Genomic DNA, 23,863 nt, shown 5'->3' on the forward strand with positions numbered 1-23,863 from the left:
GTCGAGTCGCGCCCCCCGTGGGCGCGTGGATTGAAACCAAGCTCAACAATCATGCTTGCCGCCTCACAGCAGTCGCGCCCCCCGTGGGCGCGTGGATTGAAACTTCCGGACAGCATACCCCGTTCCGCTTTGGTGACGTGTCGCGCCCCCCGTGGGCGCGTGGATTGAAACTGCTCTTGAATGGGCATTGGATCAGACCTCGGTGAGGTCGCGCCCCCCGTGGGCGCGTGGATTGAAACGACGCCTACGCCGACCGCGTGATCGAGGCGAACAACGTCGCGCCCCCCGTGGGCGCGTGGATTGAAACTTCGATCTCGCCGGCCGCGTGACCATAGCTGCGCGCCGTCGCGCCCCCCGTGGGCGCGTGGATTGAAACCTGCAACTGATGTTGGTTGGCGAGACCCCCGTCATGTCGCGCCCCCCGTGGGCGCGTGGATTGAAACACCTAGCGCGGCGGCGGCGGCGCCGCCCTTGGCGCCCAGTCGCGCCCCCCGTGGGCGCGTGGATTGAAACGCATCCACACCAGCGCAGGATACTCGGTGAGCATGGTCATTGCTGCTGATGGCTTTTGCCGGCGGGATGGTCACGCAGCGTGATGGCGGAGGGGGGATCCCCCTCAGGGAACTTGAACAAACGAACCCCTCGGGGGAGTCTCTGGTTACCAAGCCAAGAGACCGTTCAAGTGTGCCATGTTGACCCGCAGCATTCGCAGTTTTTCCTGTTTCTGATTCGCCTCGACGAAGAGCTCGCTGCCCAGGCGCAGGGTGCAGGGTGCCCATGCGGCGGCGTGCTCCATCGTGCCAACTATCCCCGCAAGCCCCGTGGTTGCCCGACCCTCGCGATCCGCGAGGCGTTCTCGTCACGGCTGAGCTTTTGCTGCAGCCGTTGCCGCCGGCGCACGACCTCGATGTCGGTGCGCTTTCTGGGCCGGCGCGTGTATCTGGGCTTGGTAGTGGTGCTGTGTTCTGCCCGGCATGCCGGGCAGAACACAGCGGCGGCGAGGCTGTGCGAGGCGCTCGCGGTGCCGCTGCGCACGCTCACCCGCTGGCGACGGTGGTGGCGTGAGGGCTTCATGCACACGCCGCTGTGGCAGGCGATGTGCGCCCGCTTCATGCCCCCGGTGTCGCCCCAGGGGCTGCCGGGCGAACTGCTCGCACGCTTTGCCGGCGAGGCCACCGAGGCGCTGCAGCGGCTGCTGCGCTTTCTGGCGCCGCTCACGGTGCGCGCGGTCACGCTGCCCGAGGGGCGTTGAGTTCCCGCAGAGGATGCAGATCGCCACCGAACCCGAGGCTTCGTAGCCTGCACTCCCAGTGGCGCCACCCCCCGGTGCGCCCGAACCGGGAGACCCTCTTGAGCACACCGACCGATCCCCCGCAACGCGACCGCTGGGCGCGGCTGCGCTTCTCGATCATCGGCCCCTTGCTGGCCGCACCGCCCGCGCCGGGCGAGGTGCACGGTGCGCTGACCACGCTCTCCGCCCACACCTGGCGCCATCCCATCAGCGGCCAGGACGTACGCTTCGGGCTGTCGACGATCGAGCGCTGGTACTACGCCGCGCGCAGCGCCGCCGACCCGATCGCGGCGCTGCGCGACCGGCCACGCCCCCGGGGCCGCTTCGCGAGCCTGGCGCCGGGCGTCATCGACGCCCTGGTGCAGCAGTACCGCGAACACCCGGGCTGGACCGCGCAACTGCACTTCGACAATCTGCGCGCCGCGCTCTCGGGCAGCGGGCTGACCGTGCCGTCCTACCCAACGGTGCGCCGCTACCTCAAGGCCCAGGGGATGTTCCGTCAGGCGGCCCCGAAGCGCACGAGCGCGGGCGCGGTGCTCGCGCGCGACCGGCTCGAGCACCGCGAGGTGCGCAGCTTCGAGCTCGACCATGTCTCGGCGCTGTGGCACCTGGACTTCCACCACGGCGCGCGCCGCGTGCTCACCCGCGCCGGCACCTGGGAGAAGCCCTTCCTGCTGGGCATCCTGGACGATCGCTCGCGCCTGGTCTGCCACCTGCAGTGGTATCTGGACGAGAGCGCGCAGAGCCTCGTCCATGGTCTGTCCCAGGCCTTCATGAAGCGTGGGTTGCCGCGTGCGCTGATGACCGACAACGGCGCGGCCATGCTCGCCGACGAGACGGTATCGGGCCTGAACCGCCTGGGGGTGCTGCACCAGACGACGCTGCCGTACTCGCCCTACCAGAACGCCAAGCAGGAGTCGTTCTGGGGCCGCGTCGAGGGGCGGCTGATGCCCATGCTCGAGGGCGAGCCCGCGCTCACGCTGGCGCTGCTCAACCAGGCGACCCAGGCCTGGGTCGAGCAGGAATATCACCGTACCGAGCACAGCGAGATCGGCGCCACGCCGCTCGCGCGCTATCTGGTCGGCCCCAACGTGCGCCGCGACTGTCCCACCCCCACGGTGCTCGCCGACGCCTTCCGCATCGAGGCGCCACGACGCCAGCGGCGCGCCGACGGCACCGTGACCCTGCACGGGCAGCGCTTCGAGATCCCGGCGCGCTACCACGCGCTGGCCGTGGTGCACCTGCGCTACGCGCGCTGGGATCTGACCCGGGTCGATCTCGTCGATCCGCACACCGGCGCCGTGCTGTGCCCGATCACCCCGCTCGATAAATCCGCCAACGCCGAGCGTACGCGCCGGCCGCGCGCACCGAGCACGGTCGATCTGTCGCCGCTGCCGCCTGCGGGCATGGCGCCATTGCTCACTCAGTTGCTCGCCGACTACGCCGCCACCGGCTTGCCGCCAGCCTATCTGCCTGTCCCCACTTCCCCCGCCGCACAGGACCTCGCATGAACACCAAACTGCTCGCCCTCTACGGGCTCAAGTGGCACCCCTTCACGACCGAGGTGCCTACCGAGGCGATTCATGTGCCCGCGCGCCTCGAGCACTTCTGCTGGCGCATCGCGCAGGGGCTGATCGGCGAGGGTGGCTTCGCGATGATCCACGGTGACCCGGGCACCGGCAAAAGCGTGGCGCTGCGTCTGCTGGCCGAGCGCCTGGCACGGCTGCCCGATCTCACCGTCGGCGCGATCACCCATCCGCAGAGCAACCTCGCGGACTTCTATCGCGAGATGGGCGATCTTTTTGGCGTGCCGCTGCGTCCGCACAACCGCTGGGGCGGCTTCAAGGCGCTGCGCGAGGCCTGGTTCGCCCATCTGGAATCGACCCGGCGCCGCCCGGTGCTACTCATCGACGAGGCCCAGGAGATGAGCCCGGCGGTGCTCTCGGAGCTGCGCCTGATGGCCAGCGCGAAGTTCGATTCGCAAGCGCTCCTGTGCGTGGTGCTCGCCGGCGACGCGCGCCTGCCCGAGAAGCTGCGCCGCGAGGAGCTCATCCCGCTCGGTTCGCGCATCCGCACCCGGCTCGCCACCGAGGCGGCCAGTCGCGAGGAGCTGTTCGCCTGCCTGCAGCATCTGGTGAGTGCGGCGGGCAATGCCAGCCTGATGAGCACCGCCCTCATGCACACCCTGTGCGATCACGCCGTCGGCAACTACCGCATCCTCACCACGATGGCCGCCGAGCTGCTCGCGGTGGCCGCCCACCGCGACCTGCCTCAGCTCGACGAGAAGCTCTACCTCGACGTCTTTGCCCCGCCCGAGATCGTCGCCCCACGCCGTGCCTCGGCCCGGCGCTGACCCCCCACCGGAACGTCATCATGCACAACCACCCCCCGAGCGCACCGCTGTCGTGGCCCGAATTGCCCGATGAGGCGGCCGTGGCCCTTCAGGGCGTACTCCACGACTTCGTCATGCTCTTCGAGTCCCACTACCTCGGCCAGATCGAGCGCTACTACCACGAGCGATCGCGCGAGCACCTCGTCGCACCCGACTTCGTCCAGCCCGACCTGTTCCGCTCGGCCTACCCGGACGATCCACCGTTCTGAACCGTGCTCAATCGGGATAGGGGCGGCCAGATTATCTGGCCGACCCCTCCCACACCACCCGGCATGCGGGTCCGCACCGGGCGGTTGGAATAGTTGAGGTCGAGACACAGGAGCAAATTCCTGCACCCCGCCTGAAGCCGCTTGTCTTTGATCCGCCGGAAACGGTTTCTCGCTGCCTACAAGCCTTGGGTTTCACCCTTGGCAACCTATGGGCGAGCTTCGCAAAGCGAACATCTGAGACACTCCGCCTCCGAGAACCACAGGGCACCTTCTCCTGTTCCTTTGGCCCTTCGCTCCTGACAGGCAGCTACTATGGCCGCTGCTGACTCCTCGCTCCGGCTCAACACCGTTGGCCTTTCAGCCACAAGGCGAGGTCTCCCCAGGTAAGAACGCGATCCTTCCCCGCACGACCGCCGGATTTACGCCACCTCGCTTTGACCACGAGGGCTTTGCGGTTCGTTGCCCGCTCGCCCTGCTCGGCATCGCCTCATATCCGGTTCTTGTCCATCGGCCCGCGGTTTCGCTCCACGCTTCCTCCCCACACTCGGTCACCCTCATGCAGTTGCGCTTCGCTTCATTCGCCGTGGTCAGCTTGTGGGAGGACTTTCACCTCCAAGATCGCGCCCATGCTGGGCGCACAGCACAAACGCCGCCCCTCAGCGTCACCGGGCGGCGTTTCCATTCGACGGCGTGCCTCGACACGCCATCGCGCTACGTGATCATCGGAACATCAAATTGGGTGACCACACTCACTCGGCCGACGATGTCGCGCCCCCCGTGGGCGCGTGGATTGAAACGTCCAATGGCGCCGCAGCCGAGCGTCCCGCACAATCGTCGCGCCCCCCGTGGGCGCGTGGATTGAAACAACGGTCGGCGGCAGTGCGCGCAGATCATGCCGGTGTCGCGCCCCCCGTGGGCGCGTGGATTGAAACTCCGCATAGGACTGGAACGCGCGCTGCAGGTCGGGTGTCGCGCCCCCCGTGGGCGCGTGGATTGAAACCATTCCCGGCGACACGACGACCAGTACGACCAGGTCGCGCCCCCCGTGGGCGCGTGGATTGAAACGGTGACTTCTCGGAAGAGGATCTTGCGAAGGGTGTCGCGTCGCGCCCCCCGTGGGCGCGTGGATTGAAACGAGCACGGGATTTGGCGAATGACGGACGTTGCGACGGTCGCGCCCCCCGTGGGCGCGTGGATTGAAACGTGACGCTGTGGGGGTTGCTGGTATTGCCGGCGTGTCGCGCCCCCCGTGGGCGCGTGGATTGAAACCACCTGGCCGTCGACCGTGAGCTTGTAGTAGCTGAGGTCGCGCCCCCCGTGGGCGCGTGGATTGAAACTGCGCCCCCTGATCGAAGGCGCGCGCGTGGTTGAGGGTCGCGCCCCCCGTGGGCGCGTGGATTGAAACGGCCACGGTGTCGCAGTCCCAGGCTGACACATACGTCGCGCCCCCCGTGGGCGCGTGGATTGAAACGGTGATGCCGGCGGTGCGGCCGTAGGTTCGCCAGCGTCGCGCCCCCCGTGGGCGCGTGGATTGAAACCGGCGTGCTGCGTAAAAGTCGGGAAAGGGCCGGTGGTCGCGCCCCCCGTGGGCGCGTGGATTGAAACTTGAGTGCCACCAGTAGTTTTCCTCCGCGCGCTGCGTCAGGTCGCGCCCCCCGTGGGCGCGTGGATTGAAACTTGAGCGTCTCAAGCACGGGCGTGCCGAGCTTGATCGTCGCGCCCCCCGTGGGCGCGTGGATTGAAACCATGTCGGATTCGACGGGCAACCAGTCAAATTCGGTCGCGCCCCCCGTGGGCGCGTGGATTGAAACGCGCCCATCGCCAGCACGTCAGCGACGCGGCCGGGTCGCGCCCCCCGTGGGCGCGTGGATTGAAACGGCAGCGAAGTGAAATCCAGCGCCATCGTTGGTGATCGTCGCGCCCCCCGTGGGCGCGTGGATTGAAACCTGCTCGAGCTGCGCAACTGCCCGTTCGACCAGGTCGCGCCCCCCGTGGGCGCGTGGATTGAAACAAATTCAGATAGGTGAGGCTGAATCCCTTGCGGCGTCGCGCCCCCTGTCAAGCGACACGAAGATTTAACCCCCTGACGACATCTGGAATTGACCCCCTGGGTTAATCAACTCTCCGACGTGATCGGGGTGGGGGCAGCGGCCTTCTGCAGAAGGCCGCTGCGGCGCTTGTCGCGCAGCCGGTAGCTGTCGCCCCGGATCGTGATGACCTGGCTGTGATGGAGCAGCCGATCGAGGATGGCGGTGGCGGCCACCGCGTCGCCGAACACCTGCCCCCACTCGCCAACGGGCCGGTTGCTGGTGATCAGCATGCTGGCCCGCTCGTAGCGTCGCGACACCAGCTGGAAGAACAGGTGCGCAGCGGCCGGCTCGAGCGGCAGGTAGCCCAGCTCATCGATGATCAGCAGCTTGGGCTTGGAGAGCTGCAGCAGCTTCTCCTCGAGCCGTCCGTCGGCGTGCGCCTTCGTGAGCCCGGCCATCAGCGCCGCTGCCGAGGTGAAGAGCACCGTGTAGCCGCGATCCACCGCTTCGCGCCCGAGGGCGACCGCCAGGTGCGTCTTGCCTACGCCCGGCGGGCCGAGCAGCAACAAGGCCTGACCGTGCCCGATCCAGCGACCGGAGGACAGATCCCGGATCTGCCCTGGATCGATCGAGGGCTGCGCGTCGAAGTCGAAGCCTTCGAGCGTGCGCACGCACGGGAAACGGGCGAGCTTCATGCCCATCTGGATGCGTCGGGTGTCGCGCCGGGCGACCTCGCGCTCGGCCAGGAAGAGCAGCGCTTCGCGCAGTGTCATCTGCGCCCGGCTGGCTTCGTCGAGCAGGCTGTCGAGCTGGTCGCGGATCGCCGTGAGCCGCAGCCGGGTGAGCAGTTCGTCGAGTCGGTCGGCATCGATCATCACCAGCCTCCTCCGACGAGCGCTTCGTACTCGGCCAGCGGACGCAGCAGCGCATCGGTGGGCGGCGGCGCCTCGATCTGGGCCGGCGGCAGCGACCCACCCAGCAGGTGGCTGCGCTCGATGCTGCGACCGCGACTGCCGGCGAGCTCCGCATGGCGGGCGACTTCCTCGCCGGCGTACTCGACCACCACGGTGTCGGCGCTGACCACGACCGTCACCGTCTCGCCAATCAGCCGCCACGGCACGCTGTAGGCGTTGGTGTCGAGCTCGATGCAGCCCTCCGCATTGACTCGGCGCACGAGCTCGCGCACCTGCAGGAAGGGGGCGATCCCGGCAACCGGACGCAGGTGTTCACGCTCCAAGTCGAAGCGCTCAGCGGGCGTGACACCGGTCGTACCGTGGATGCGCACATCGGCCACCTCGCGCTGCCAGCGCGCCAGGTGCGCCTCCATCGCCGTCCAGCTCTCGAAAGCATGGCCGGCGATGGCGTTCTTCTTCACGTAGCCCACGCCGTTCTCGGTCTTGCCCTTGGTGCGCGCGCGAAACGGCGCGCACGCCTTGGCACGGATATCCCAGTGCCGGCAGAACGCCTCGAAGCGGCTGTTGAGTCGGACCTGGCGCGTCTGCGTGTCGTGTTTGTCGACCAGCGCCTTGGCGTTGTCGATGAGCAGCGTCTGCGGCCGTCCGCCGAAGTGGACAAACGCCGCCTCGATCCCAGCGAACCACGCACTCTGGCGCTCGTGCCGGAACGCACAGGCAAACCCCCGGCGCGAATAGCCCAGCGTCGCCACGAACAGGAACACTCGCACCGACTCGCCGCCGATCAGCACACGTGTCTGGCCGAAGTCGATCTGCATCTGTTCGCCCGGTCCGGTCTCGAAGCGGATCGTCGCACGGCGACTCGCCTCCAGTTCCTGGCGGAACCCTCGACACGCGCGCTCGACCGTGCGCAGGCTCGTCTCGATCCCCAATTCCTTGCTCAACTGCTGACGCACCACGTCGCAGTTGCCCCGGTGCTGCAGGAAACGCTCCCGCAGCCATGCGTCGTGACCGCCCAGCACGCTGGCACGCTGCGGCTGCCGGTACGCCACCGGCCCGCCCGCGTTCAGATACCGCCGCACCGTGTTGCGCGCGATGCCCAGCACCTTCGCAATCCGCTTCGCACCCCAGCCCGATTGCCCCAACCGAACGATCGTCGTGACCGCCTCCGGCTCCAACATCTCCTGCACTCCGCAAACCAGACGGCGTACAGGATTCACCTCGATGTGCTTCGTTTCCAATGATGGCCTCCTCGCGAACGAGGGGGTCAGTTCCTCGTGTCGCTAGGGGGTCAATTTACGGTGTCGCCTGACACCCCCCGTGGGCGCGTGGATTGAAACCACCTCACGACGATCCACCTCGGCGCGGGCGAACTCGTCGCGCCCCCCGTGGGCGCGTGGATTGAAACTGCAGAAATCCACCCGTAGTATTTTGACGGGCGAGTCGCGCCCCCCGTGGGCGCGTGGATTGAAACCCAGGGCAGCAGGGGGTAGCGCGGGAGGATGCGCGTCGCGCCCCCCGTGGGCGCGTGGATTGAAACACCGCAAGGTCGGCCACGCCGGAAGCGACACGCTCGTCGCGCCCCCCGTGGGCGCGTGGATTGAAACACCACGACGGACGGCACGTCGCCCTTGCCGATCGGTCGCGCCCCCCGTGGGCGCGTGGATTGAAACATCGGTGACAGCCGCAGTCGCTACGGGTACAGGACGGTCGCGCCCCCCGTGGGCGCGTGGATTGAAACGGCGACATCGGCGAATCGTGGTGGGACGAGACCGTGTCGCGCCCCCCGTGGGCGCGTGGATTGAAACCGTTGACGGTGGCGATGAGCTCGACCGGCTCGCCGTCGCGCCCCCCGTGGGCGCGTGGATTGAAACTGGATCGCGTCGAGATCAAGGAGGCAGCGTGATCGTCGCGCCCCCCGTGGGCGCGTGGATTGAAACTCGTAGGGGCAGGCCCAGAGGAGCTTGCGCAGCGCGGTCGCGCCCCCCGTGGGCGCGTGGATTGAAACTCACGGTAGACGGGACGTGACGCCTTGACAAGTGCGTCGCGCCCCCCGTGGGCGCGTGGATTGAAACCGTACGGTGAACGCGGCGGGCGTCGGGCAGGTGATCGTGTCGCGCCCCCCGTGGGCGCGTGGATTGAAACCGCCGATCATCCCGATCCAGCACGAACAGCACCTGTCGCGCCCCCCGTGGGCGCGTGGATTGAAACGACCGCCTGGGGGTGCTGCGCATGGGGCGGCTGGTCGCGCCCCCCGTGGGCGCGTGGATTGAAACTCGAGCAGGATCGGAAAGTCGCCGGTGCCCTGCGGTCGCGCCCCCCGTGGGCGCGTGGATTGAAACGGACACGGGGGCCCGGTTATGGATGACGAGCGCGGGTCGCGCCCCCCGTGGGCGCGTGGATTGAAACAAGACCGTCGACGCCCTGGTGTATGACCTCATCGCGTCGCGCCCCCCGTGGGCGCGTGGATTGAAACGCCGCGAGCTTGTCGGCCGGCGCAGTGAGCGCGTGTCGCGCCCCCCGTGGGCGCGTGGATTGAAACCCACCGCCGCCCACCGTCCGCGTAGTACGGCATCGTCGCGCCCCCCGTGGGCGCGTGGATTGAAACTGGTGCACGATGCGCTGGCCGAGCGGGTGTGCGGGTCGCGCCCCCCGTGGGCGCGTGGATTGAAACGTCGTCGAATAGTGATATCCGACAGAGAGGATCGGTCGCGCCCCCCGTGGGCGCGTGGATTGAAACGGTCAGAGATGAGGCGTCGTAGACCGAGAACAGAGGTCGCGCCCCCCGTGGGCGCGTGGATTGAAACTGCACGACGCTCTTGGCGAGCTCATCGAGGTCCATGTCGCGCCCCCCGTGGGCGCGTGGATTGAAACTTCCTTTTTGTGCGGCCGTCATGCCGCAACGCTGAGTCGCGCCCCCCGTGGGCGCGTGGATTGAAACGATACCTACACGACCGAGGACGCTCCGAGCGAGTGTCGCGCCCCCCGTGGGCGCGTGGATTGAAACAGCACGTCGAACTGGCGCTGCACGCTCACCAGGCGACGTCGCGCCCCCCGTGGGCGCGTGGATTGAAACGCCGTCGCTCGGGTCCGATTTATGACTGGCCGGATGGTCGCGCCCCCCGTGGGCGCGTGGATTGAAACAGTTCGTCGAGCGTGCAGCGGGCGGGCGCGGTGGATTGTCGCGCCCCCCGTGGGCGCGTGGATTGAAACGTAAAGAGCGAAGTCGACCCGATGCTGCGGGACGTGTCGCGCCCCCCGTGGGCGCGTGGATTGAAACCCAGAATACACAGCATAGGCGCCGACGAATGCATACTGTCGCGCCCCCCCGTGTGTCAAGCGACACGGGGATTTGACCCCCTATGCGATATCTGGGCGTGCCCCCGGATTGCGCAATTCTTCGATGTGATGGGGTAACGGGTCTTAGGCCGGGTCTTCCTCGTCCAGCATGCGCTTGAGGTAATCCGGCACGCCCGACAGCACCAGGGTGTCGGTGGCGCGGTCGTAGTGCACGGCGCCGGAATGCAGGCCGCTGCGCTCGAACTCCAGCTTCCAGTTCTCCGCGCTGGCGCTGAAGCGTACCAGCGGGCGGATGGCGCGCCGGTTGGGCACGAAGCCGGGGGCGATCTTCGTCTCCTCGGCGCGCAGCAGCGCGTCCAGGCGCTCGGGCTGTTCGGGGAAGACCTCGCGCGCGAGCTCCTCGAACACCACCGGGGCGCCGGCCTCGCCGAGGGTGTCGAGGTAGTCGTGGGCGCGTTCGAGCACGGTGTCGCGGGTGGCGGGGGCGAGGCGCTCGGTGTCGACGAAGCGGTCGAGCGTGGCGACCAGCTTCTTGGTCTCCTGCAGCGCCACCATCACGTCGCTGCAGCCGAGCACGCGCTTGAACCAGGCGCCGCCCTTGCCGCGCCCGCGCAGGAAGCCGAGGTAGCGCTCGTCGCCGCGCCGCCAGCCGGCGAGGTCGACGCGCCCGGCGGCGTGCAGCGCGGAGAAGTCCACATGGGTGCAGTCGAGCGGTGCGAGGTCGCCGCCGATCGCCACCCCGTCGCTGCTGCCGAGCAGCGCCACCCACAGGCTGTCGCCCTCGCCCTCGCGGATGCGCGCGAGCACGAGATGGCCGCCTTCTTCCAGCTCTTCCTCGTCGGCGATCGCCTGCACGCGCTCGGCGAGCTGGCGGGAGAGGGCGGTGAAGTCGAGGGTCTCGTCGACGAGGTGCTCGCGCAGCCAGCGCGCGAGCGGGAAGCGCTCCTCGTCCTCCTCGAAGCGGCCGAAGCCCTTGGCGCTGCGGCTCTCGTACTGCGCGCACAGGCGCTCGGCCAGGCGCAGCGTCGCCGCGTCGAGTGCGCAGGGCGCCTCGCGCAGCACCAGGCGCGAGGGTGCGCCGGGCTCGCGCACCAGGGCGTGGAGGATCAGATGGGTGACGACGTGTTCGACGGTGCGCATGGGGCGGGCTCGGGCGGGGCGGGGGGCGGGGGGCGGGGGGCGGGGGGCGATTCTGCCACGTGTGTCGCCGTGTCGAGTCACGATCGCGACTTGCGTCGCTCCTACGAGAATCACATTGCCGCCGCGGCGTGGGCCGGCCCGTGGGAGCGACGCAAGTCGCGAAAGGGCGGCGCACGGTGGGCGCGAGCTTTTTCACGGTCGGGCGAGGCGTTTGACTGCCAGAATGAGCCATGTCCATCACGCCCGATCCGGGCAAGGGGAGGTTCTCATGGAAACGACGCGTACCAAGCTGCGCGGGGTGAACCTGGGTAGCTGGCTGCTGCTGGAGAAGTGGATGGTGCCCAGCCTGTTCGAGGGCCTGGAGGCGACCGACGAGACCACCTGGTGCGCCGAGCTCGGTCCCGCCGCGGCCGAGCGCCTGCGCCGGCACTGGGCGAGCTTCGTGACCCGCGAGGACTTCGCCTGGATCGCCGCACGCGGCCTCAACGCGGTGCGCATCCCGATCGGGCACTGGATCTTCGGCCCCGACTACCCTTACCACCCCAAGTACGGCGCCCACCGCCACCCCTTCGTCACCGGCGGCATCGAGGTGCTCGACCGCGCCCTCGACTGGGCGCAGGAGTTCGGCCTGCGCGTGATCATCGACCTGCACGCCGCGCCCGGCTGCCAGAACGGCTTCGATAACGGCGGCATCAAGGACGTGGTGGAGTGGCATACGAAGAAGGAATACCTCGAGCACTCGCTCGCCGTGCTCGAGCGCCTGGCCGAGCGCTACCGCGCGCACCCGGCGCTGCACGGCATCGAGCTGCTCAACGAGCCGCGCTGGGACGTGCCGACCGACTACCTGAAGTCCTACTACCTCAAGGCCTACGCGCGCATCCGCAAGCACTGCGCGCCGGAGACGGTGGCAGTGGTGTTCCACGACGGCTTCCGCAGCTTCCGCGAGTACCTCGGCTTCATGCAGGCGCCGGCCTTCCGCAATGTGGTGTTCGACTATCACCGCTACCAGTGCTTCGAGCGCGGCGACATCGACATGGACATCCACGGCCACATCCGCAAGGCGGCGGTGGACTGGCGCGAGGAAGCCGACGCGATCAACGCCGAGCTCGGCCTGCCGGCGGTGTGCGGCGAGTGGAGCCTGGGGCTGGACCTGAAGGTGGTGTCGCTGTGGGCCGAGGGGCCGTTCAACCACGCCCTCGAGCACATGGACGACTTCCAGCAGGACGTGGCCAGCCGCGCCTACGGCGACAGCCAGCTGATGACCTTCGAGCGCCTGGCGGGCTGGTTCTTCTGGAGCTACAAGACCGAGACCACGCCCGCCTGGTGCTTGCGCGCGTGCGTGGAGCGCGGCTGGCTGCCCTCACGCTTCGGGTAGGGAGGGCGTTTCCGGCCGCGCCGCGGGCGCGGTCGGCGGCTGCAGGCCCGGGCGCGGGCGCTGCAGCAGCAGCCGGCGCTCGAAGAAGTGGTTCTGGCGCGCGCGCCGGCTGATCACCAGCAGGGTCGAGCTGGGCAGCTCGTGGTGCAGCAGCTCCAGGGTGTCGACCTCTTCCTTGGGCGCGAGCGCGTCGGTGGCCTCCTCGATGAAGATCCACCCCGGCTGGTGCAGGAACACGCGTGCGACGCCCAGGCGCTGCTGGATGCGCAGCGGCAGCTCGCGCCCCCAGTCCTCCTGGGTGTCGAGCTTGGGGGCCAGCCAGGCGATGCCGGCGCATTCGAGCGCACGCTCGAGCACGGCGTCGGCGTGGCGGTCGGCGTCGTCGGGATAGCTCAGCACCATGCGCAGGCTGCCCGCGGGCAGGAAGGGCTGGCGCGGCACGAACATCAGGTCGCGTCCGAGCGGCAGCCTCACCTCCCCGCTCCCCCACGGCCACAGCCCGGCCACCGCCTTGAACAGGCTCACGGTGACCGCAGGGTCGCCGCAGATCAGCACGCGCTCGCCGCGGCGCACGCGCAGGTCGAAGTCGTCGAGGAGGATCTCGCCCGACGGTGTCTGCAGGCGCAGCCGGCGCAGCTCGAGCTCGGGGTGGGGCGAGCTGCACACCGCGATGCGCTCGCGGCCGCGGCTGCGGGCTTCGGCGCGCTCGAGCGCGAGCATGTCCTCGTACAGGCTGGCGACGCGGTCGATCGAGGCGCGGCAGCGCGCCAGCTCGCCGAGGTTGTCGATCGGCCACGACAGCGCCGTGGTCAGGCGCTGGAAGGCCTGTGCCGCCTGCATCAGCACGCCCAGCGTCATCGCCCCGGCGATGTACTGCGGCGCGGCGATCAGGATGGGGAACACCGGCAGCAGGGTGCCGTAGCCGGTGGAGAAGGACACGATGCCGAGGTAGGCCAGGGTCTGCCGGTTCCAGCCCCGCCCGACGTCGTCGAACAGGCGCGCCGCCTCGCGGCGCTCGTGCGGCTCGCCGTGCATCATCGCGATCGGCTCGGCGTGCTCGCGCGCGCGCGCCAGCCCGAAGCGCAGGTTGGCCTCGACGGTCTGCAGGCGGTTGGTGGCGCGGATCAGCGGGCGACCGAGCATGAGCCCGAGCGCCGCGCCCACGCCCGCATACAGGAAGGCGGCGAGCACCATGTAGCCGTGCACCGCGATCGAGGTCCCCGGCAGCGGCGCGCTGCCCGACACGCGCAGCAGGATGTCGATGAAGCTGCCCAGGATCAGCAGCGCGAACAGCAGCGAGTGGGCGAGCGAGACCGCCACGTCGGTGGCGATGCGGATGTCCTCGGCGATGCGGCCGTCGGGGTTGTCGTGCTCGCCGGCGGTGAACTGCAGGCGGTAGAGGTGGCCATGCGCCAGCCAGTGCTCGAGCAGCAGGTCGGTGAGCCAGCGCCGCCAGTCGAGCTGCAGCCGGCGCTTGACGTGCATGTGCAGCGCGGTCACCCCCATGGTGAGCGCGAAGATCAGCACGAAGACCCCGACCAGCTTCATCAGCTCGGACAGCGCACGCTCCTCGAGCGCGTCGAAGAGGTCGCGGTTCCAGTAGCTCACCCAGATCGCCAGCCCGACCTGCGCCATCGTCAGCAGCGCCAGCGCCAGCACCGTCCCGCGCACCTGCCACTTGCGCGCACAGTTCCAGTAGCCCCCCGCCAGCAGCAGGAAGCGCCGCCCGCCGTCGCGATGGGGCGGGCGGCGGGGAGGCTGCTTGGGAAGGGTGGCGGCATGGGTGGAGGACATGGAGCAATCATGCCTCGTTACGGGGCGTTCGTCCGTGGAGGAAGACGCGGTTTGCTTGCGGACTGCAAGCGGGCGGCGAGACGGAGCGATCGTTTTGCTACGCGAGTCCCGAGCGACCCGGCTCTGCGAACCACCCGCAGAGGCTTCAGAGATGAAAAAAGCCGCTGACCCTCGCGGATCAGCGGCTTCGTATCTGGTGGTGGTGATGGGCGGAATCGAACCGCCGACCTATGGGTTATGAATCCATCGGTCGAGGCAGGTATGTGGGTTAACGGGGCATAATTTTTGTTTACGAAACATAGGCTTCTAGCCATAATCTCGTTGGTGGGGTTACACGTAAATTAACGGCTTTTTACCGAAAACGTAACCCCGGCGTAACCCCGTTGATTCGTTTTCAATTCGGACAAGATCATGGCTGACGAGGACAAGCGGTTTTCCTTCACGAAAGACCGGCTCGCGGCGCTACCGCTGCCGAACGCTGGCAAGCGCGACACCTATCACGACACCAAGACAACCGGGCTTCAACTTCGCGTGACATCTGCAGGCACGAAGACCTTTTCTGTCTATCGGCGGCTGAAGGCGGGGGAGCCCGAGCGCGTGACGCTGGGCAAGTTTCCTGCGATGACGGTAGAACAAGCGCGCAAGGCAGCGGCGCGGGTGAATGCGGAGATCGAGAGCGGCGCTAGTCCTGCGGCTACGAAGCGCGCATTCAAGGCTGAACCGACACTTTCCGAGTTCTTCGCCGAATACGGCGCTCGGCACGGTGAGAAAAAGCGCGCATGGGCTGCTGACGTTCAACGGTTCCGTGACTACCTGCAAAAGCCAATGGGTGCCAAGCGGCTGTCGGAGATCGACCGGGCCATGATTGCCAAGGTTCTGAACGACGCGGACAAGGCGGGCAAGTCCGTGGCGACGGTACGCAACATCCGGGCGCTGGCGTCGGGTGTTTTCGCCAAGGCAGCGGAGTGGGGCTATCTCGACAAGAATCCGGTGAGTTCTGTCAAGGTGGCGGGAAAGAAGGTTTGCCGCGACCGGTTTCTGAGGGCAAACGAGCTGCCGCGATTCTTCGCTGCGGTGGCCGAAGAGGAGCCCGTCATGCGCGACCTCATCCTGCTTGCGTTGCTGACCGGGGTGCGGCGCTCGAACCTCTGCGCGATGCATTGGCGTGAGCTCGATCTGTCGGCGAGCGAGTGGCACATCCCGCGCACCAAGAACGACGATCCGCAGACCGTGACGCTATGCCCGGAAGCGGTGATGATCCTCGAAGCACGCAAGGATGAGACGGGCGGTGGGTTCGTGTTCCCCGGCACCGGGCGGACTGGCCATATCGTTGAGCCGAAAAAGGCGATGGGGCGCATCATGGCGAGGGCGAATATTCCCTACGGACGTGACGTGCCGAACGGGGTGACGCTGCACGATCTGCGGCGCACTCTGGGAAGTTGGCAGGCGAGAACCGGCGCATCCCTGGCGATTATCGGCAAGAGCCTGAACCACAAGTCCGTGCAGGCGACGGCGATCTATGCCCGACTCGACCTTGATCCCGTTCGCGATTCGGTCAACACCGCAACCGCTGCCATGCTTGAGGCGGGGGGCATCAAGGATGCGGCGGATGTGGTGACGCTTCCGACCAAGCGCAGCGCGGCGTGAGGCTGATCTGTCGCGCCTATGCCGAGGCTGATCCTCGAGGCCGAAAAGCGGGTTCCCTTGCCCGGCCGGCGCGGCATTTGTTTTCAAGGGCAAGCGCAAAGGGGCGCTAATGATCGAGACAACATATATCCCGCTGGCGAAGGCCGCCGGAATCCTGGACGTCGATGCGGAAACGCTCCTGATTGCAGCGGCTGAGAGACGCATACAACTGTATTGGCTGCTGAACGCCGTGTTGAGCGCGGAGAAGGGGCTCTACGAAAAACGCGGGACACGGGAGAATGGCGACGAAGAGTTGTCCTGGTTTCCGCATGACCACGGAATCCAGCACTTCCTGTTCGTCCCGCTATTGTACAAAGACGCAGCTGAGCTTCTGAAAAATCAGACGACCAAATGGTGGGGACGAAGACTTTCGTTGATCGATGAAGACCATACGTTTTGGGCGTTGATGAACGAGGAGAAATGTGCACAGGAGCTTGGCCCGGACTGGGATCAGATATCAAGAGATATCGTGTATTTGACCGCTGCCGATGTGAAGATGCTCAAATCGGAGAGTGCGACTCCTGCCCCTGACACGATCAAGGATCCGGTCCGACCGTCGAAACCCGTCCCTCGAGACAATAACTTGGTCGCCATTATTGCTGCGCTGCTAGCCGTGTGGCCGCGACGTAAGTGGCCCAGCGCCAAAGAATTGGAAAAAGCAGCTGACTCCGTGCACGTGAGCGTCTCCGACGACACCATCCGCAAGGCGCTGGAGGCGGCGATAACTATGGCGCCAACCTTGTCTCTGCCTAAGTAGGCAACTCGACCTGCCTAATTAGGCCACAGGCACCGTGCATTTCCGCAAAGTTCGCATCCATACCGCACCCCAGCGGGATTCTTTGGATGAGAACTATGAATACTCAAAACCTTCAAAACCTGATCGCTGCCGGCGCTGATCTACTCGACGAACACGCCGCAGCGGTAATGCTCGACCTCTCCCCTGGCACCCTGAGCGTGTGGCGCTCTACCGGGCGCTACAACCTGCCGTTTCTTAAGATCGGCCGCAATGTGCGATACCGTCGTGCGGATCTTCAAATGTGGCTCGAAGCGCGTGTCCGTGCTAGCGGCGCAACGGCGTGAGGGGCGAGCCATGACCGACAAGAGAAAGAACGCCGCCAATTACGAGACGGTACCCAGCAATGAAATTCCTTGGAGCTTAGATTCGACCCGATACGGCCGTCTGCATCGGGTGGCGCAGGATGAATTGCGCCTGGAGGTGCTGGCATGAGCTACGACACCATCAACGATACCGACCGTATCTTCAGCGCACTGAGCTACATCGACGCAGCTGACCGTGACCTTTGGCTGCGCATGGGCATGGCGGTCAAATCCGAACTCGGTGAGCCAGGATTCGACACCTGGGACCCCTGGAGCCAGACTGCCCACAACTACGACGCGACCGACTCCAAGGCCGTGTGGCGCAGCATCCGCCCAGACGGTAAGGTGGGCATCGGTAGCCTGTTTTACGAAGCCAAGCAGCGTGGCTGGCAGGACAACGGCAAACGCTCCCCTCTGACCGCTGCCGAGATCGAAGAACGCCGCCGTGCTGCCGCCGAGCGAGCTGCGGCCGATGCTGCCGAGATCGAGCGTGAGCGTGCCGATACAGCGCAAAAGGCGGTGGCAATCCTCGATGCATCGAACCCGGCCAGTGCCGACAACGCCTATCTTCTGCGTAAGCGGGTTCTCCCGGCCAATACGTTGCGCGAGATTGCAGTCGCCGATGTAGCTCGCATCCTGGGCTACATACCGAAGTCCAGTGGAGAGGCCCTCGAAGGCCGATTGCTTGTCGTGCCGGTGCAGCAAGGCGACACCCTGTCCACGGTGGAGCTAATCGACGGGAAGGGCCGCAAAACCACCTTGGCGGGGCGTGGCAGCAAGGCGGGCGGGTATTGGGCCACTGGACGTCCAGTCGACGAGGTGGGCGTGCTGCTGCTGGGTGAAGGCATGGCGACAACGCTATCGGCGTCGGAGGCGACCGGGCTCCATGGGATTGCTGCGCTGGCCTCTGGCAACCTGCTGGCCGTAGCTCGGTTCATGCGCGCCCGTTACAGGTACGCGGAGATCGTGTTACTGGCCGATCTTGTGAAGGAAACGGGCCTTCCAGATCCAAGCGCGGTAAAGGCAGCGCTGGATGTGGGCGGCAAGCTCGCGATTCCGGACTTCGGGCCTGTGCGCGATCCAGGTCAAAAGGACTTCAATGACCTTCATGTTGCGCGGGGTGCAGAAGCTGTAAGGCAGGCGATAGCGAGCGCAAGCAGGCCGGTAAAAGCTGATGTTGATAAACCGATCGAGGGCGACTCCGACGCCTGGCCGCAGCCTTTGCCACTGACGACCAAGAGCGAACCTACGGCATACCCTGTCGATGCACTGCCGACTGCAATCCGTGCGGCGGTGGAGGAAGTCCAGGGCTTCGTCAAGGCACCGCTGCCACTGGTAGTGAGTTCGGCACTCGCGGCGCTTTCGCTGGCCTGTCAGACGCATATCGACGTGAAACGTGCAGATAAACTGCACGGGCCTGTCGGACTTTTCCTGCTGACCATCGCGGACAGTGGAGAGCGCAAATCGACCTGTGATGGATTCTTCAGTAAGCCAATCCGCGACTTCGAAGCGGCACAAGCCGAGGCCGCGAAACCGACGCTGAAAGACCATGCGGCTGCGCTGTCGGCATGGACTGCGAAGTGCAACGGAGTGACGGAGAAAATTCGCCAACTCGCGAGGGACAAGAAGCCGACCGCAGAGATGGAGGTGGAACTGTGTGATCTACAGCACGAGAAGCCGGAGAGTCCGCGAGTTCCGCGCATGATCTACAGTGACATCACGCCGGAGGCTCTGGGCTATCAATTGGCAAAGGTCTGGCCGTCGGCGGGCATCGTGTCGTCGGAGGCGGGGATCGTGCTGGGATCGCACGGTATGGGTCGCGACTCCGGGATGCGCAACATGGCGACGCTGAACCTGCTGTGGGATGGAGCAACGATCTCGTCGGAGCGACGGACGACAGAATCATGGTCGGCGCGTGGCGCACGACTGACGGTGGCCCTGCAAGTCCAGGAGCCGACCCTGCGGGACTTCTTTAAGCAACAAGGCACCCTGGCACGCGGCACGGGCTTTCTCGCGCGCTTCCTCTTCGCGTGGCCTGAGTCCACGCAGGGCACCCGACATTTCACTGAAGCGCCGGCTCACTGGCCAAATCTCGCTGTCTTCCACAAGCGTATTGCAGCCATTCTCGAACAGGCTGCGCCGATCAACGACGACGGGGCTCTGGAGCCTGTAGTCGTTCCGTTGTCGCCAGCAGCCAAGGATGCGTGGATCGAGTTCCACAATGCCATCGAGTCGGAGCTATCCAGCGGCGGCGAACTTTACGGCGTAAGGGACATCGCCTCAAAGAGTGCCGACAACGCGGCGCGGCTCGCGGCGCTGTTTCAGATGTTCGAGTACGGCTCCGGCGCTGTCTGTTACGACGCCTTTGCAGGGGCCAGCCGGATTGCTGCGTGGCACCTGGCCGAAGCCCGGCGATTCTTTGGCGAGCTGACCGTAGACCCCGACCTGACTGATGCGGTGCGGCTTGATGGCTGGCTGATTCAGCACTGCGGCGATAAGCACACAAACAGCCTCGGGAAAAACCATGTGCGTCAGCACGGCCCTCTGCGCAACGGTGCCAAGTTGGATGGCGCGATTCGTGAGCTTTCGGAGTTGGGGCGTGTCCGATTACTCAATGACGGAAAGCGCCTGACGATCGAAGTGAATCCGGCGCTATTGGAGGCGGTGGCATGAAGCTCTCCGATCTTATCCGGGGGCGTAAGGGGCATGTTGCGACTGCCAGTGCAGAGCCTGATGGCGATGCACTGGCAGTGGCAAAAAAAGCGCAAATAGCAGTAGCAATGGCCTCCCAAGTGCCGAGCGATGATTGCGGCACCAAGCTATCGTCGCTGATTAATATGCAGAGCAAGAACGAGGCTGCTGCTGTTCATAAACCCGGCCCCATGGAGGTAGCGCGAGCAAAAATAGCGACAGTAGCAATAGCAAACCGACCAGAACATCTGGCAGCGAAACCAGATAGGGCCTTGGAGCCAATCCCACCGAATCCGGTAGAAGAAGTTCTGTGCCAAAACGCAGTTAAGAGTTGTGTAATCTGCGTTCACTACAAACGTCCAGGTCGCTCTGATGGCTATTGCGGAGGTGGGCGCGAAGACTTGAGGGCTGCATACGGCCTTAATCATCCGCTGCGACGACTCCCTGATGACTTCGGAGCAACCTGCGTCTGCTTTGCAAGTCAGCACTGAGATCAACCACTCCACGTTCTTCAGCATTGCCAGCGGATCGGCGGCGGGCAGCTTCATCGGGTGGCTTTCTGCTCGGGAGCTAGGTTCTTCAACCCGACCGTCCAGGGCAACAGCTCATTGACAGGATTGACCGGACGTATCGGCGATGCAGACGCAGTCGGGCGGGGTTCGAGCCGATGATCTTCAAGCGCAGCTGCTCCTCTTGAACCAGCGTCAATGTTCGTCCCGAGCCATGAGGCCGACCACGTTGCCCGCCCTTGATGACGCTGTGGAGATCGTCGGCCTGGGTGCGCCGCGCCCATTTCAAAACGGTACCAACATGGACCCCACACACTTCAGCGATGTGAACCCATGTGTAGCCTTGCTTGCGCGGCACAAATGCTTGGCGACGAATGTGTTCCAGGGCTTCGGACGGGAGTTTGCGGGCATCGATCTTTTTCATGCCCGAATTATATAAAATTGCAAGATTAATAATGAGAGGTTTCGCTATGGAAGATAGATTCGAAGTTCAGAGCAAGGAAAGTGATGGGGCAAAGTGTGGGTTAGGGCTAAATTTTGATGAGCTCGTGGAGAGGGTAGGTAATGGTGATTTTTCGGAGAACTTGCCTCCAGAAGCTTGGGCTTTAAGAGGGCGCGACCCCTATTTAATGGATTCCTTCGATGTTGAAGTTACGCTTGCGCACATAGCCGTAATGCACGGCCGTTTGCCCTCAAATTTTAGTTTATGGGGGCTGGTTGATGACGATGGCTGGACGGTAGCTCACGCAGCTGCGGCGATGGGCGTACTGCCTGATGATTTTCAAGATTGGAGCTTTGCGGGCAAAGATGGAACCACTGTAGCCCATGTGGCTGCATCAGAGGGGCTGTTACCCGATCAGTTTTCAATGTGGGATCTGCGTGATCTAAAAGGGACTACAGTTGCCCACATTGCAGCAAGAAATATGATCTTGCCCTCTGGGTTCTCTCAGTGGCAACTTGCGGACAATCGAGGCCGCACTGTCGCGCATGAAGCGGCGGCACATGATTCTCTTCCCGAAGGCTGTCAAGATTGGAGACTGTCTGACCTCAATGGTTGGACTCTTGCACATGAGGCGGCTGAGGTAGGTCTTCTTCCAAGTGAATTCGATGGCTGGGACTGGGCAACGAAGTCAGGGGTTACGGTTGCACATGTAGCTACTCTCGGCAAAGTGCATCCTGCTGATTTTCCCTTCTGGAGTCTCCAGGACGTAAATGGTGATACTGTCGCGCACTCAGCTGCGCAGCATGGATCTTTGCCAACTGGATTCTCGCACTGGGATTTAGTAAACAATAAAAAAGAAACAGTAGCTCACGCTTATCTGATGGGAGCCATAGAAGGGCGACACTTTGGAGAGTTCAGCCGACGAATTGATTTTCCAGATAATTTCGAGGGTTGGGAGTGGATAACAGGCGAGGGTGTCAGCGTTATAGGACTAGCTCGCGTTTTGGAAGATGAAAGGCTCATTGCTAGGTACGAGGCTTACAGAATGGAAAATATCATTTCCAAGGAAGAGAGGGCTGTAAGTCGTCCACGGGTGGTGCGAGTGGAGATTTAAGGCAAGATGAAATCTTTGCGCCCCAGGGTGACGGTGTGGAGCGCTCGTTCGGTGGCTGTGACGTTGATCTTTATGCGTTCATCGATGGTGTGGCGCACGAGTGCGTCGCAGCGAGCGAGCGAATAGCGGATTGCGTCGGCCAGTGCCGATTTCTGCGAGAGTTGCCTGAGGGTGGCCTTGTGCCAGGCGTTTAGTGCAACCAAGACCGGGCCAGAGCGCGCTTGGTGCTCCATCCGTCGCAGTTCGGGCGGTTTGCCGCGAATCTACTCTTCCATCGCTTACAGCACGTTGCAAATGACTCGCTGGTCCTTGCTACTGCTATTCCTGCTAGTTCCGCTACCGCAAGCGATGCTGGGGGCTACCGGGAACATCGCCGTCGCCGAGCTGCCCGACAGCTTGACCATCAGAGCAGTCGAACTGCGCCCGGGTGAGCGCGATACCGCGCTGGCTGGCCCTCGGTCCAGAGAAAGCGCCCCCGGTGCGGCCGCCGACACCCAGTCACTCCCCGAAGCCGTTATGGAACGGCACCTTCAAACGCTTATCGCACCAGTTGTTGAAAAGGTAGGTGTGATGGGGCTGTGCTTCGCCGAACACTCCCGCTCGATTTGCGTGAGCGGCGTGGCCAAACTTCAGTTTCGCTGATGCTACCCTTCGCAACGGCGATTTGTCCCCACGGGGACATTTTGTGCAGCGCGGTGTCAAGGGTTCGCGCCTGCGGGGCCCAGCTGCGCGGGCCCTTGACGCTGAACCGACGGATCGTTGCTTCTATACCAACGATTTTCAATCACCCATCATGTGACAACTCGCCGTCCCGATCAGCGGCTTGAACTCTTCGAGTTTCGCGTTTGCATCGACTTCCTGCATGTACCAGGAGGTTGGCTCGCCGAAGTTTGCGGCAGCTGCGGGGCTGAGCGTGCCGATAACCATCAAGTATTTCGACTTCGGGGTGGTTTGCATCTGGCCACCGGTGATCTTTTTTGCTTCCGCCGCACTCAAGAGCTTCAGTTCGGAAACGGTGCCGCGCTCCTCATCGCTGCAGCTCGTGTCGCCGGCTCCTTGAAGCTCGAGGATCTGTTTGGCAGTTGGTGCAGCGTGCAGCGCGGTTGTCGACAAGGCGATGGTGAGGCTGAGAAGGATGGTCGTGAGTTTCATGCTCGTGGTGTGCTCCAGGTAATGGGTGAGGCCTGTGCAGACAGGCCCCGTAAAGGTTGTGTGGCTTACGGTTATGCTGCAACGGGCTCAGGTTCCGGTTCATCCTTCGGCGTCGTGTTGTTATTCATCTGCCAGAACCAGTTCTTCGGCTTGAGCTCGTCGCTGAGCTCGGTGAACCACCCCGCAATGTCAGAAGCGTCCTTGAAGCTAAGTCCGGTCTCACCATCGATCAACTGGAGCGGGAAAAAGAGACCCTCCTTGCCAGTGAACCAAGCGTAGATGTCGTCCAGGATGAGACACGGCACGTCGTTCAGGTTGTGCGTGTTGATGTAGGCCAGGATTTCCTGCAGCCGCAGACCGACAGTCGGATCCACGTGCTCGTCATCTTCTTTGAACACCGGCGTCATTCCGACCATGCGGTTCACCAGCCCTGCATTGCAGCCGCCGCCGAGCAGTTCACAACGCAGGTCCTCCACCGACTCGGCCACAGTGCGCCACGTGCTGCTGACGATGATCCTCGCATTCGGGACGTGGCGCTTCAGCGTGAATTCCAGCAAATCGGCTTGGTGGAACGCGTGCCTGTATTGGCCCATGTCTTTGGGCTTGGCCGGGTTGTACGGCCAGGCAAGTACCGTGGAACGGTCCGCGTGCAGAACGCCGTCGAAGTCCAGGAAGATGTAAACCGGTTTGGTGTAAACAGTGCTCGCTTTCATGAGTTGGTCTCCA

General features: G+C 64.9%; 21 protein-coding genes and 3 CRISPR repeat arrays (1 of these 24 running past the window's edge). Of the genes, 13 read left to right on the forward strand and 8 right to left on the reverse strand.

Going from position 1 to position 23,863, the window contains the following annotated elements:
• A CRISPR array of direct repeats spans positions 1 to 513; the repeat unit is 32 nt; unit sequence GTCGCGCCCCCCGTGGGCGCGTGGATTGAAAC (it extends 930 nt beyond the left edge of the window).
• A 394-nt stretch (positions 514 to 907) separates the two neighbouring features.
• From ACZ5PP_RS16620 to ACZ5PP_RS16635, 4 genes are all read left to right on the forward strand, one after another.
• Complete coding sequence (locus tag ACZ5PP_RS16620) at positions 908 to 1,252, forward strand: hypothetical protein (protein WP_464826142.1); 345 nt, start codon at positions 908 to 910, stop codon at positions 1,250 to 1,252.
• A 98-nt stretch (positions 1,253 to 1,350) separates the two neighbouring features.
• Complete coding sequence (locus ACZ5PP_RS16625) at positions 1,351 to 2,802, forward strand: DDE-type integrase/transposase/recombinase (RefSeq protein ID WP_464826143.1); 1,452 nt, start codon at positions 1,351 to 1,353, stop codon at positions 2,800 to 2,802.
• Positions 2,799 to 3,644 (forward strand): ExeA family protein, encoded by an 846-nt coding sequence (locus ACZ5PP_RS16630; RefSeq protein ID WP_464826144.1) that lies wholly within the window; start codon positions 2,799 to 2,801, stop codon positions 3,642 to 3,644. The genes ACZ5PP_RS16625 and ACZ5PP_RS16630 overlap by 4 nt, the downstream gene beginning before the upstream one ends.
• A gap of 20 nt (positions 3,645 to 3,664) precedes the next feature.
• Entirely contained in the window at positions 3,665 to 3,892 is a 228-nt protein-coding gene (locus tag ACZ5PP_RS16635; RefSeq protein ID WP_464826145.1) for a hypothetical protein, read from the forward strand.
• Positions 3,893 to 4,657: 765 nt separating this feature from the next.
• Positions 4,658 to 5,903: a CRISPR direct-repeat array (repeat unit 32 nt; unit sequence GTCGCGCCCCCCGTGGGCGCGTGGATTGAAAC).
• A 105-nt stretch (positions 5,904 to 6,008) separates the two neighbouring features.
• Here ACZ5PP_RS16635 and istB read toward each other — a convergent pair.
• The 3 genes from istB to ACZ5PP_RS16650 form a co-directional block, all read right to left on the reverse strand.
• Positions 6,009 to 6,797 (reverse strand): IS21-like element helper ATPase IstB, encoded by a 789-nt coding sequence (gene istB / locus ACZ5PP_RS16640; protein ID WP_004299423.1) that lies wholly within the window; start codon positions 6,795 to 6,797, stop codon positions 6,009 to 6,011.
• Entirely contained in the window at positions 6,797 to 8,017 is a 1,221-nt protein-coding gene (gene istA / locus ACZ5PP_RS16645; protein ID WP_043746394.1) for an IS21 family transposase, read from the reverse strand. Before istA ends, istB begins: the two co-directional genes overlap by 1 nt.
• Positions 8,018 to 8,144: 127 nt before the next feature.
• Positions 8,145 to 10,116: direct repeats of the CRISPR family, unit length 32 nt; unit sequence GTCGCGCCCCCCGTGGGCGCGTGGATTGAAAC.
• 143 nt (positions 10,117 to 10,259) lie between these two features.
• A complete protein-coding gene (locus ACZ5PP_RS16650; RefSeq protein WP_464826308.1) occupies positions 10,260 to 11,276 on the reverse strand; it encodes a nucleoid-associated protein in 1,017 nt (338 codons plus the stop codon).
• Between the two features lie 268 nt (positions 11,277 to 11,544).
• Here ACZ5PP_RS16650 and ACZ5PP_RS16655 point away from each other — a divergent pair, with 268 nt between their 5' ends.
• Positions 11,545 to 12,651 (forward strand): glycoside hydrolase family 5 protein, encoded by a 1,107-nt coding sequence (locus tag ACZ5PP_RS16655; protein ID WP_043744299.1) that lies wholly within the window; start codon positions 11,545 to 11,547, stop codon positions 12,649 to 12,651.
• Here ACZ5PP_RS16655 and ACZ5PP_RS16660 read toward each other — a convergent pair.
• Positions 12,637 to 14,445, reverse strand: a complete 1,809-nt coding sequence (locus ACZ5PP_RS16660) for an ABC transporter ATP-binding protein/permease (protein WP_464826309.1) — start codon at positions 14,443 to 14,445, stop codon at positions 12,637 to 12,639. The genes ACZ5PP_RS16655 and ACZ5PP_RS16660 overlap by 15 nt on opposite strands.
• A 411-nt stretch (positions 14,446 to 14,856) precedes the next feature.
• Here ACZ5PP_RS16660 and ACZ5PP_RS16665 point away from each other — a divergent pair, with 411 nt between their 5' ends.
• The 6 genes from ACZ5PP_RS16665 to ACZ5PP_RS16690 all read left to right on the forward strand — a co-directional run bounded on the left by ACZ5PP_RS16665 (position 14,857) and on the right by ACZ5PP_RS16690 (position 20,411).
• Entirely contained in the window at positions 14,857 to 16,092 is a 1,236-nt protein-coding gene (locus ACZ5PP_RS16665) for a tyrosine-type recombinase/integrase (protein ID WP_464826310.1), read from the forward strand.
• 109 nt (positions 16,093 to 16,201) lie between these two features.
• On the forward strand, positions 16,202 to 16,888 hold the full coding sequence (locus ACZ5PP_RS16670) for a hypothetical protein (protein ID WP_464826311.1): 687 nt from the start codon (positions 16,202 to 16,204) through the stop codon (positions 16,886 to 16,888).
• 95 nt (positions 16,889 to 16,983) lie between these two features.
• Positions 16,984 to 17,211: a helix-turn-helix domain-containing protein gene (locus tag ACZ5PP_RS16675; RefSeq protein ID WP_464826312.1), complete on the forward strand. Its 228-nt coding sequence runs from the start codon at positions 16,984 to 16,986 to the stop codon at positions 17,209 to 17,211.
• Between the two features lie 10 nt (positions 17,212 to 17,221).
• On the forward strand, positions 17,222 to 17,359 hold the full coding sequence (locus tag ACZ5PP_RS16680) for a hypothetical protein (protein WP_464826313.1): 138 nt from the start codon (positions 17,222 to 17,224) through the stop codon (positions 17,357 to 17,359).
• On the forward strand, positions 17,356 to 19,902 hold the full coding sequence (locus ACZ5PP_RS16685) for a DUF3987 domain-containing protein (protein ID WP_464826314.1): 2,547 nt from the start codon (positions 17,356 to 17,358) through the stop codon (positions 19,900 to 19,902). The genes ACZ5PP_RS16680 and ACZ5PP_RS16685 overlap by 4 nt, the downstream gene beginning before the upstream one ends.
• Positions 19,899 to 20,411: a hypothetical protein gene (locus tag ACZ5PP_RS16690; RefSeq protein ID WP_464826315.1), complete on the forward strand. Its 513-nt coding sequence runs from the start codon at positions 19,899 to 19,901 to the stop codon at positions 20,409 to 20,411. Before ACZ5PP_RS16685 ends, ACZ5PP_RS16690 begins: the two co-directional genes overlap by 4 nt.
• Positions 20,412 to 20,499: 88 nt before the next feature.
• Here the strand turns inward: ACZ5PP_RS16690 and ACZ5PP_RS16695 are convergent, their stop codons facing one another.
• A complete protein-coding gene (locus ACZ5PP_RS16695; RefSeq protein ID WP_464826316.1) occupies positions 20,500 to 20,853 on the reverse strand; it encodes a terminase gpP N-terminus-related DNA-binding protein in 354 nt (117 codons plus the stop codon).
• Between ACZ5PP_RS16695 and ACZ5PP_RS16700 the strand changes: the two genes are divergently transcribed.
• Positions 20,852 to 21,985 carry a hypothetical protein gene (locus tag ACZ5PP_RS16700; protein WP_464826317.1) on the forward strand — a complete coding sequence of 378 codons (1,134 nt, stop codon included), beginning with the start codon at positions 20,852 to 20,854 and terminating at the stop codon, positions 21,983 to 21,985. The genes ACZ5PP_RS16695 and ACZ5PP_RS16700 overlap by 2 nt on opposite strands.
• Here the strand turns inward: ACZ5PP_RS16700 and ACZ5PP_RS16705 are convergent.
• On the reverse strand, positions 21,982 to 22,218 hold the full coding sequence (locus tag ACZ5PP_RS16705) for an IS66 family transposase (RefSeq protein ID WP_464826318.1): 237 nt from the start codon (positions 22,216 to 22,218) through the stop codon (positions 21,982 to 21,984). The two genes, ACZ5PP_RS16700 and ACZ5PP_RS16705, sit on opposite strands and share 4 nt — an antisense overlap.
• A 61-nt stretch (positions 22,219 to 22,279) precedes the next feature.
• On the opposite strand from ACZ5PP_RS16705, the gene ACZ5PP_RS16710 reads away from it, so the two are divergent.
• Positions 22,280 to 22,627 carry a hypothetical protein gene (locus tag ACZ5PP_RS16710; RefSeq protein WP_464826319.1) on the forward strand — a complete coding sequence of 116 codons (348 nt, stop codon included), beginning with the start codon at positions 22,280 to 22,282 and terminating at the stop codon, positions 22,625 to 22,627.
• Between the two features lie 138 nt (positions 22,628 to 22,765).
• Here ACZ5PP_RS16710 and ACZ5PP_RS16715 read toward each other — a convergent pair whose 3' ends face one another.
• Together ACZ5PP_RS16715 and ACZ5PP_RS16720 are read right to left on the reverse strand one after the other, a co-directional pair.
• Positions 22,766 to 23,137 carry a hypothetical protein gene (locus tag ACZ5PP_RS16715; protein ID WP_464826320.1) on the reverse strand — a complete coding sequence of 124 codons (372 nt, stop codon included), beginning with the start codon at positions 23,135 to 23,137 and terminating at the stop codon, positions 22,766 to 22,768.
• Between the two features lie 71 nt (positions 23,138 to 23,208).
• Positions 23,209 to 23,850, reverse strand: a complete 642-nt coding sequence (locus tag ACZ5PP_RS16720; protein ID WP_464826321.1) for an HAD domain-containing protein — start codon at positions 23,848 to 23,850, stop codon at positions 23,209 to 23,211.
• Between the last annotated feature and the right edge of the window lie 13 nt (positions 23,851 to 23,863).

This window comes from Thauera sp. DNT-1 (assembly GCF_055393985.1).

What these genes read in the sequence shown, in the direction of transcription:
- ACZ5PP_RS16620 (WP_464826142.1), top strand. Translation starts at nt 908, where the DNA reads ATGTCGGTGCGCTTTCTGGGCCGGCGCGTGTATCTGGGCTTGGTAGTG.
- ACZ5PP_RS16630 (WP_464826144.1), top strand. Translation starts at nt 2,799, where the DNA reads ATGAACACCAAACTGCTCGCCCTCTACGGGCTCAAGTGGCACCCCTTC.
- ACZ5PP_RS16635 (WP_464826145.1), top strand. Translation starts at nt 3,665, where the DNA reads ATGCACAACCACCCCCCGAGCGCACCGCTGTCGTGGCCCGAATTGCCC.
- istB (WP_004299423.1), bottom strand. Translation starts at nt 6,797, where the DNA reads ATGATCGATGCCGACCGACTCGACGAACTGCTCACCCGGCTGCGGCTC.
- istA (WP_043746394.1), bottom strand. Translation starts at nt 8,017, where the DNA reads ATGTTGGAGCCGGAGGCGGTCACGACGATCGTTCGGTTGGGGCAATCG.
- ACZ5PP_RS16650 (WP_464826308.1), bottom strand. Translation starts at nt 11,276, where the DNA reads ATGCGCACCGTCGAACACGTCGTCACCCATCTGATCCTCCACGCCCTG.
- ACZ5PP_RS16655 (WP_043744299.1), top strand. Translation starts at nt 11,545, where the DNA reads ATGGAAACGACGCGTACCAAGCTGCGCGGGGTGAACCTGGGTAGCTGG.
- ACZ5PP_RS16660 (WP_464826309.1), bottom strand. Translation starts at nt 14,445, where the DNA reads ATGTCCTCCACCCATGCCGCCACCCTTCCCAAGCAGCCTCCCCGCCGC.
- ACZ5PP_RS16665 (WP_464826310.1), top strand. Translation starts at nt 14,857, where the DNA reads ATGGCTGACGAGGACAAGCGGTTTTCCTTCACGAAAGACCGGCTCGCG.
- ACZ5PP_RS16670 (WP_464826311.1), top strand. Translation starts at nt 16,202, where the DNA reads ATGATCGAGACAACATATATCCCGCTGGCGAAGGCCGCCGGAATCCTG.
- ACZ5PP_RS16675 (WP_464826312.1), top strand. Translation starts at nt 16,984, where the DNA reads ATGAATACTCAAAACCTTCAAAACCTGATCGCTGCCGGCGCTGATCTA.
- ACZ5PP_RS16680 (WP_464826313.1), top strand. Translation starts at nt 17,222, where the DNA reads ATGACCGACAAGAGAAAGAACGCCGCCAATTACGAGACGGTACCCAGC.
- ACZ5PP_RS16685 (WP_464826314.1), top strand. Translation starts at nt 17,356, where the DNA reads ATGAGCTACGACACCATCAACGATACCGACCGTATCTTCAGCGCACTG.
- ACZ5PP_RS16690 (WP_464826315.1), top strand. Translation starts at nt 19,899, where the DNA reads ATGAAGCTCTCCGATCTTATCCGGGGGCGTAAGGGGCATGTTGCGACT.
- ACZ5PP_RS16700 (WP_464826317.1), top strand. Translation starts at nt 20,852, where the DNA reads ATGCCCGAATTATATAAAATTGCAAGATTAATAATGAGAGGTTTCGCT.
- ACZ5PP_RS16695 (WP_464826316.1), bottom strand. Translation starts at nt 20,853, where the DNA reads ATGAAAAAGATCGATGCCCGCAAACTCCCGTCCGAAGCCCTGGAACAC.
- ACZ5PP_RS16705 (WP_464826318.1), bottom strand. Translation starts at nt 22,218, where the DNA reads ATGGAGCACCAAGCGCGCTCTGGCCCGGTCTTGGTTGCACTAAACGCC.
- ACZ5PP_RS16710 (WP_464826319.1), top strand. Translation starts at nt 22,280, where the DNA reads ATGACTCGCTGGTCCTTGCTACTGCTATTCCTGCTAGTTCCGCTACCG.
- ACZ5PP_RS16715 (WP_464826320.1), bottom strand. Translation starts at nt 23,137, where the DNA reads ATGAAACTCACGACCATCCTTCTCAGCCTCACCATCGCCTTGTCGACA.
- ACZ5PP_RS16720 (WP_464826321.1), bottom strand. Translation starts at nt 23,850, where the DNA reads ATGAAAGCGAGCACTGTTTACACCAAACCGGTTTACATCTTCCTGGAC.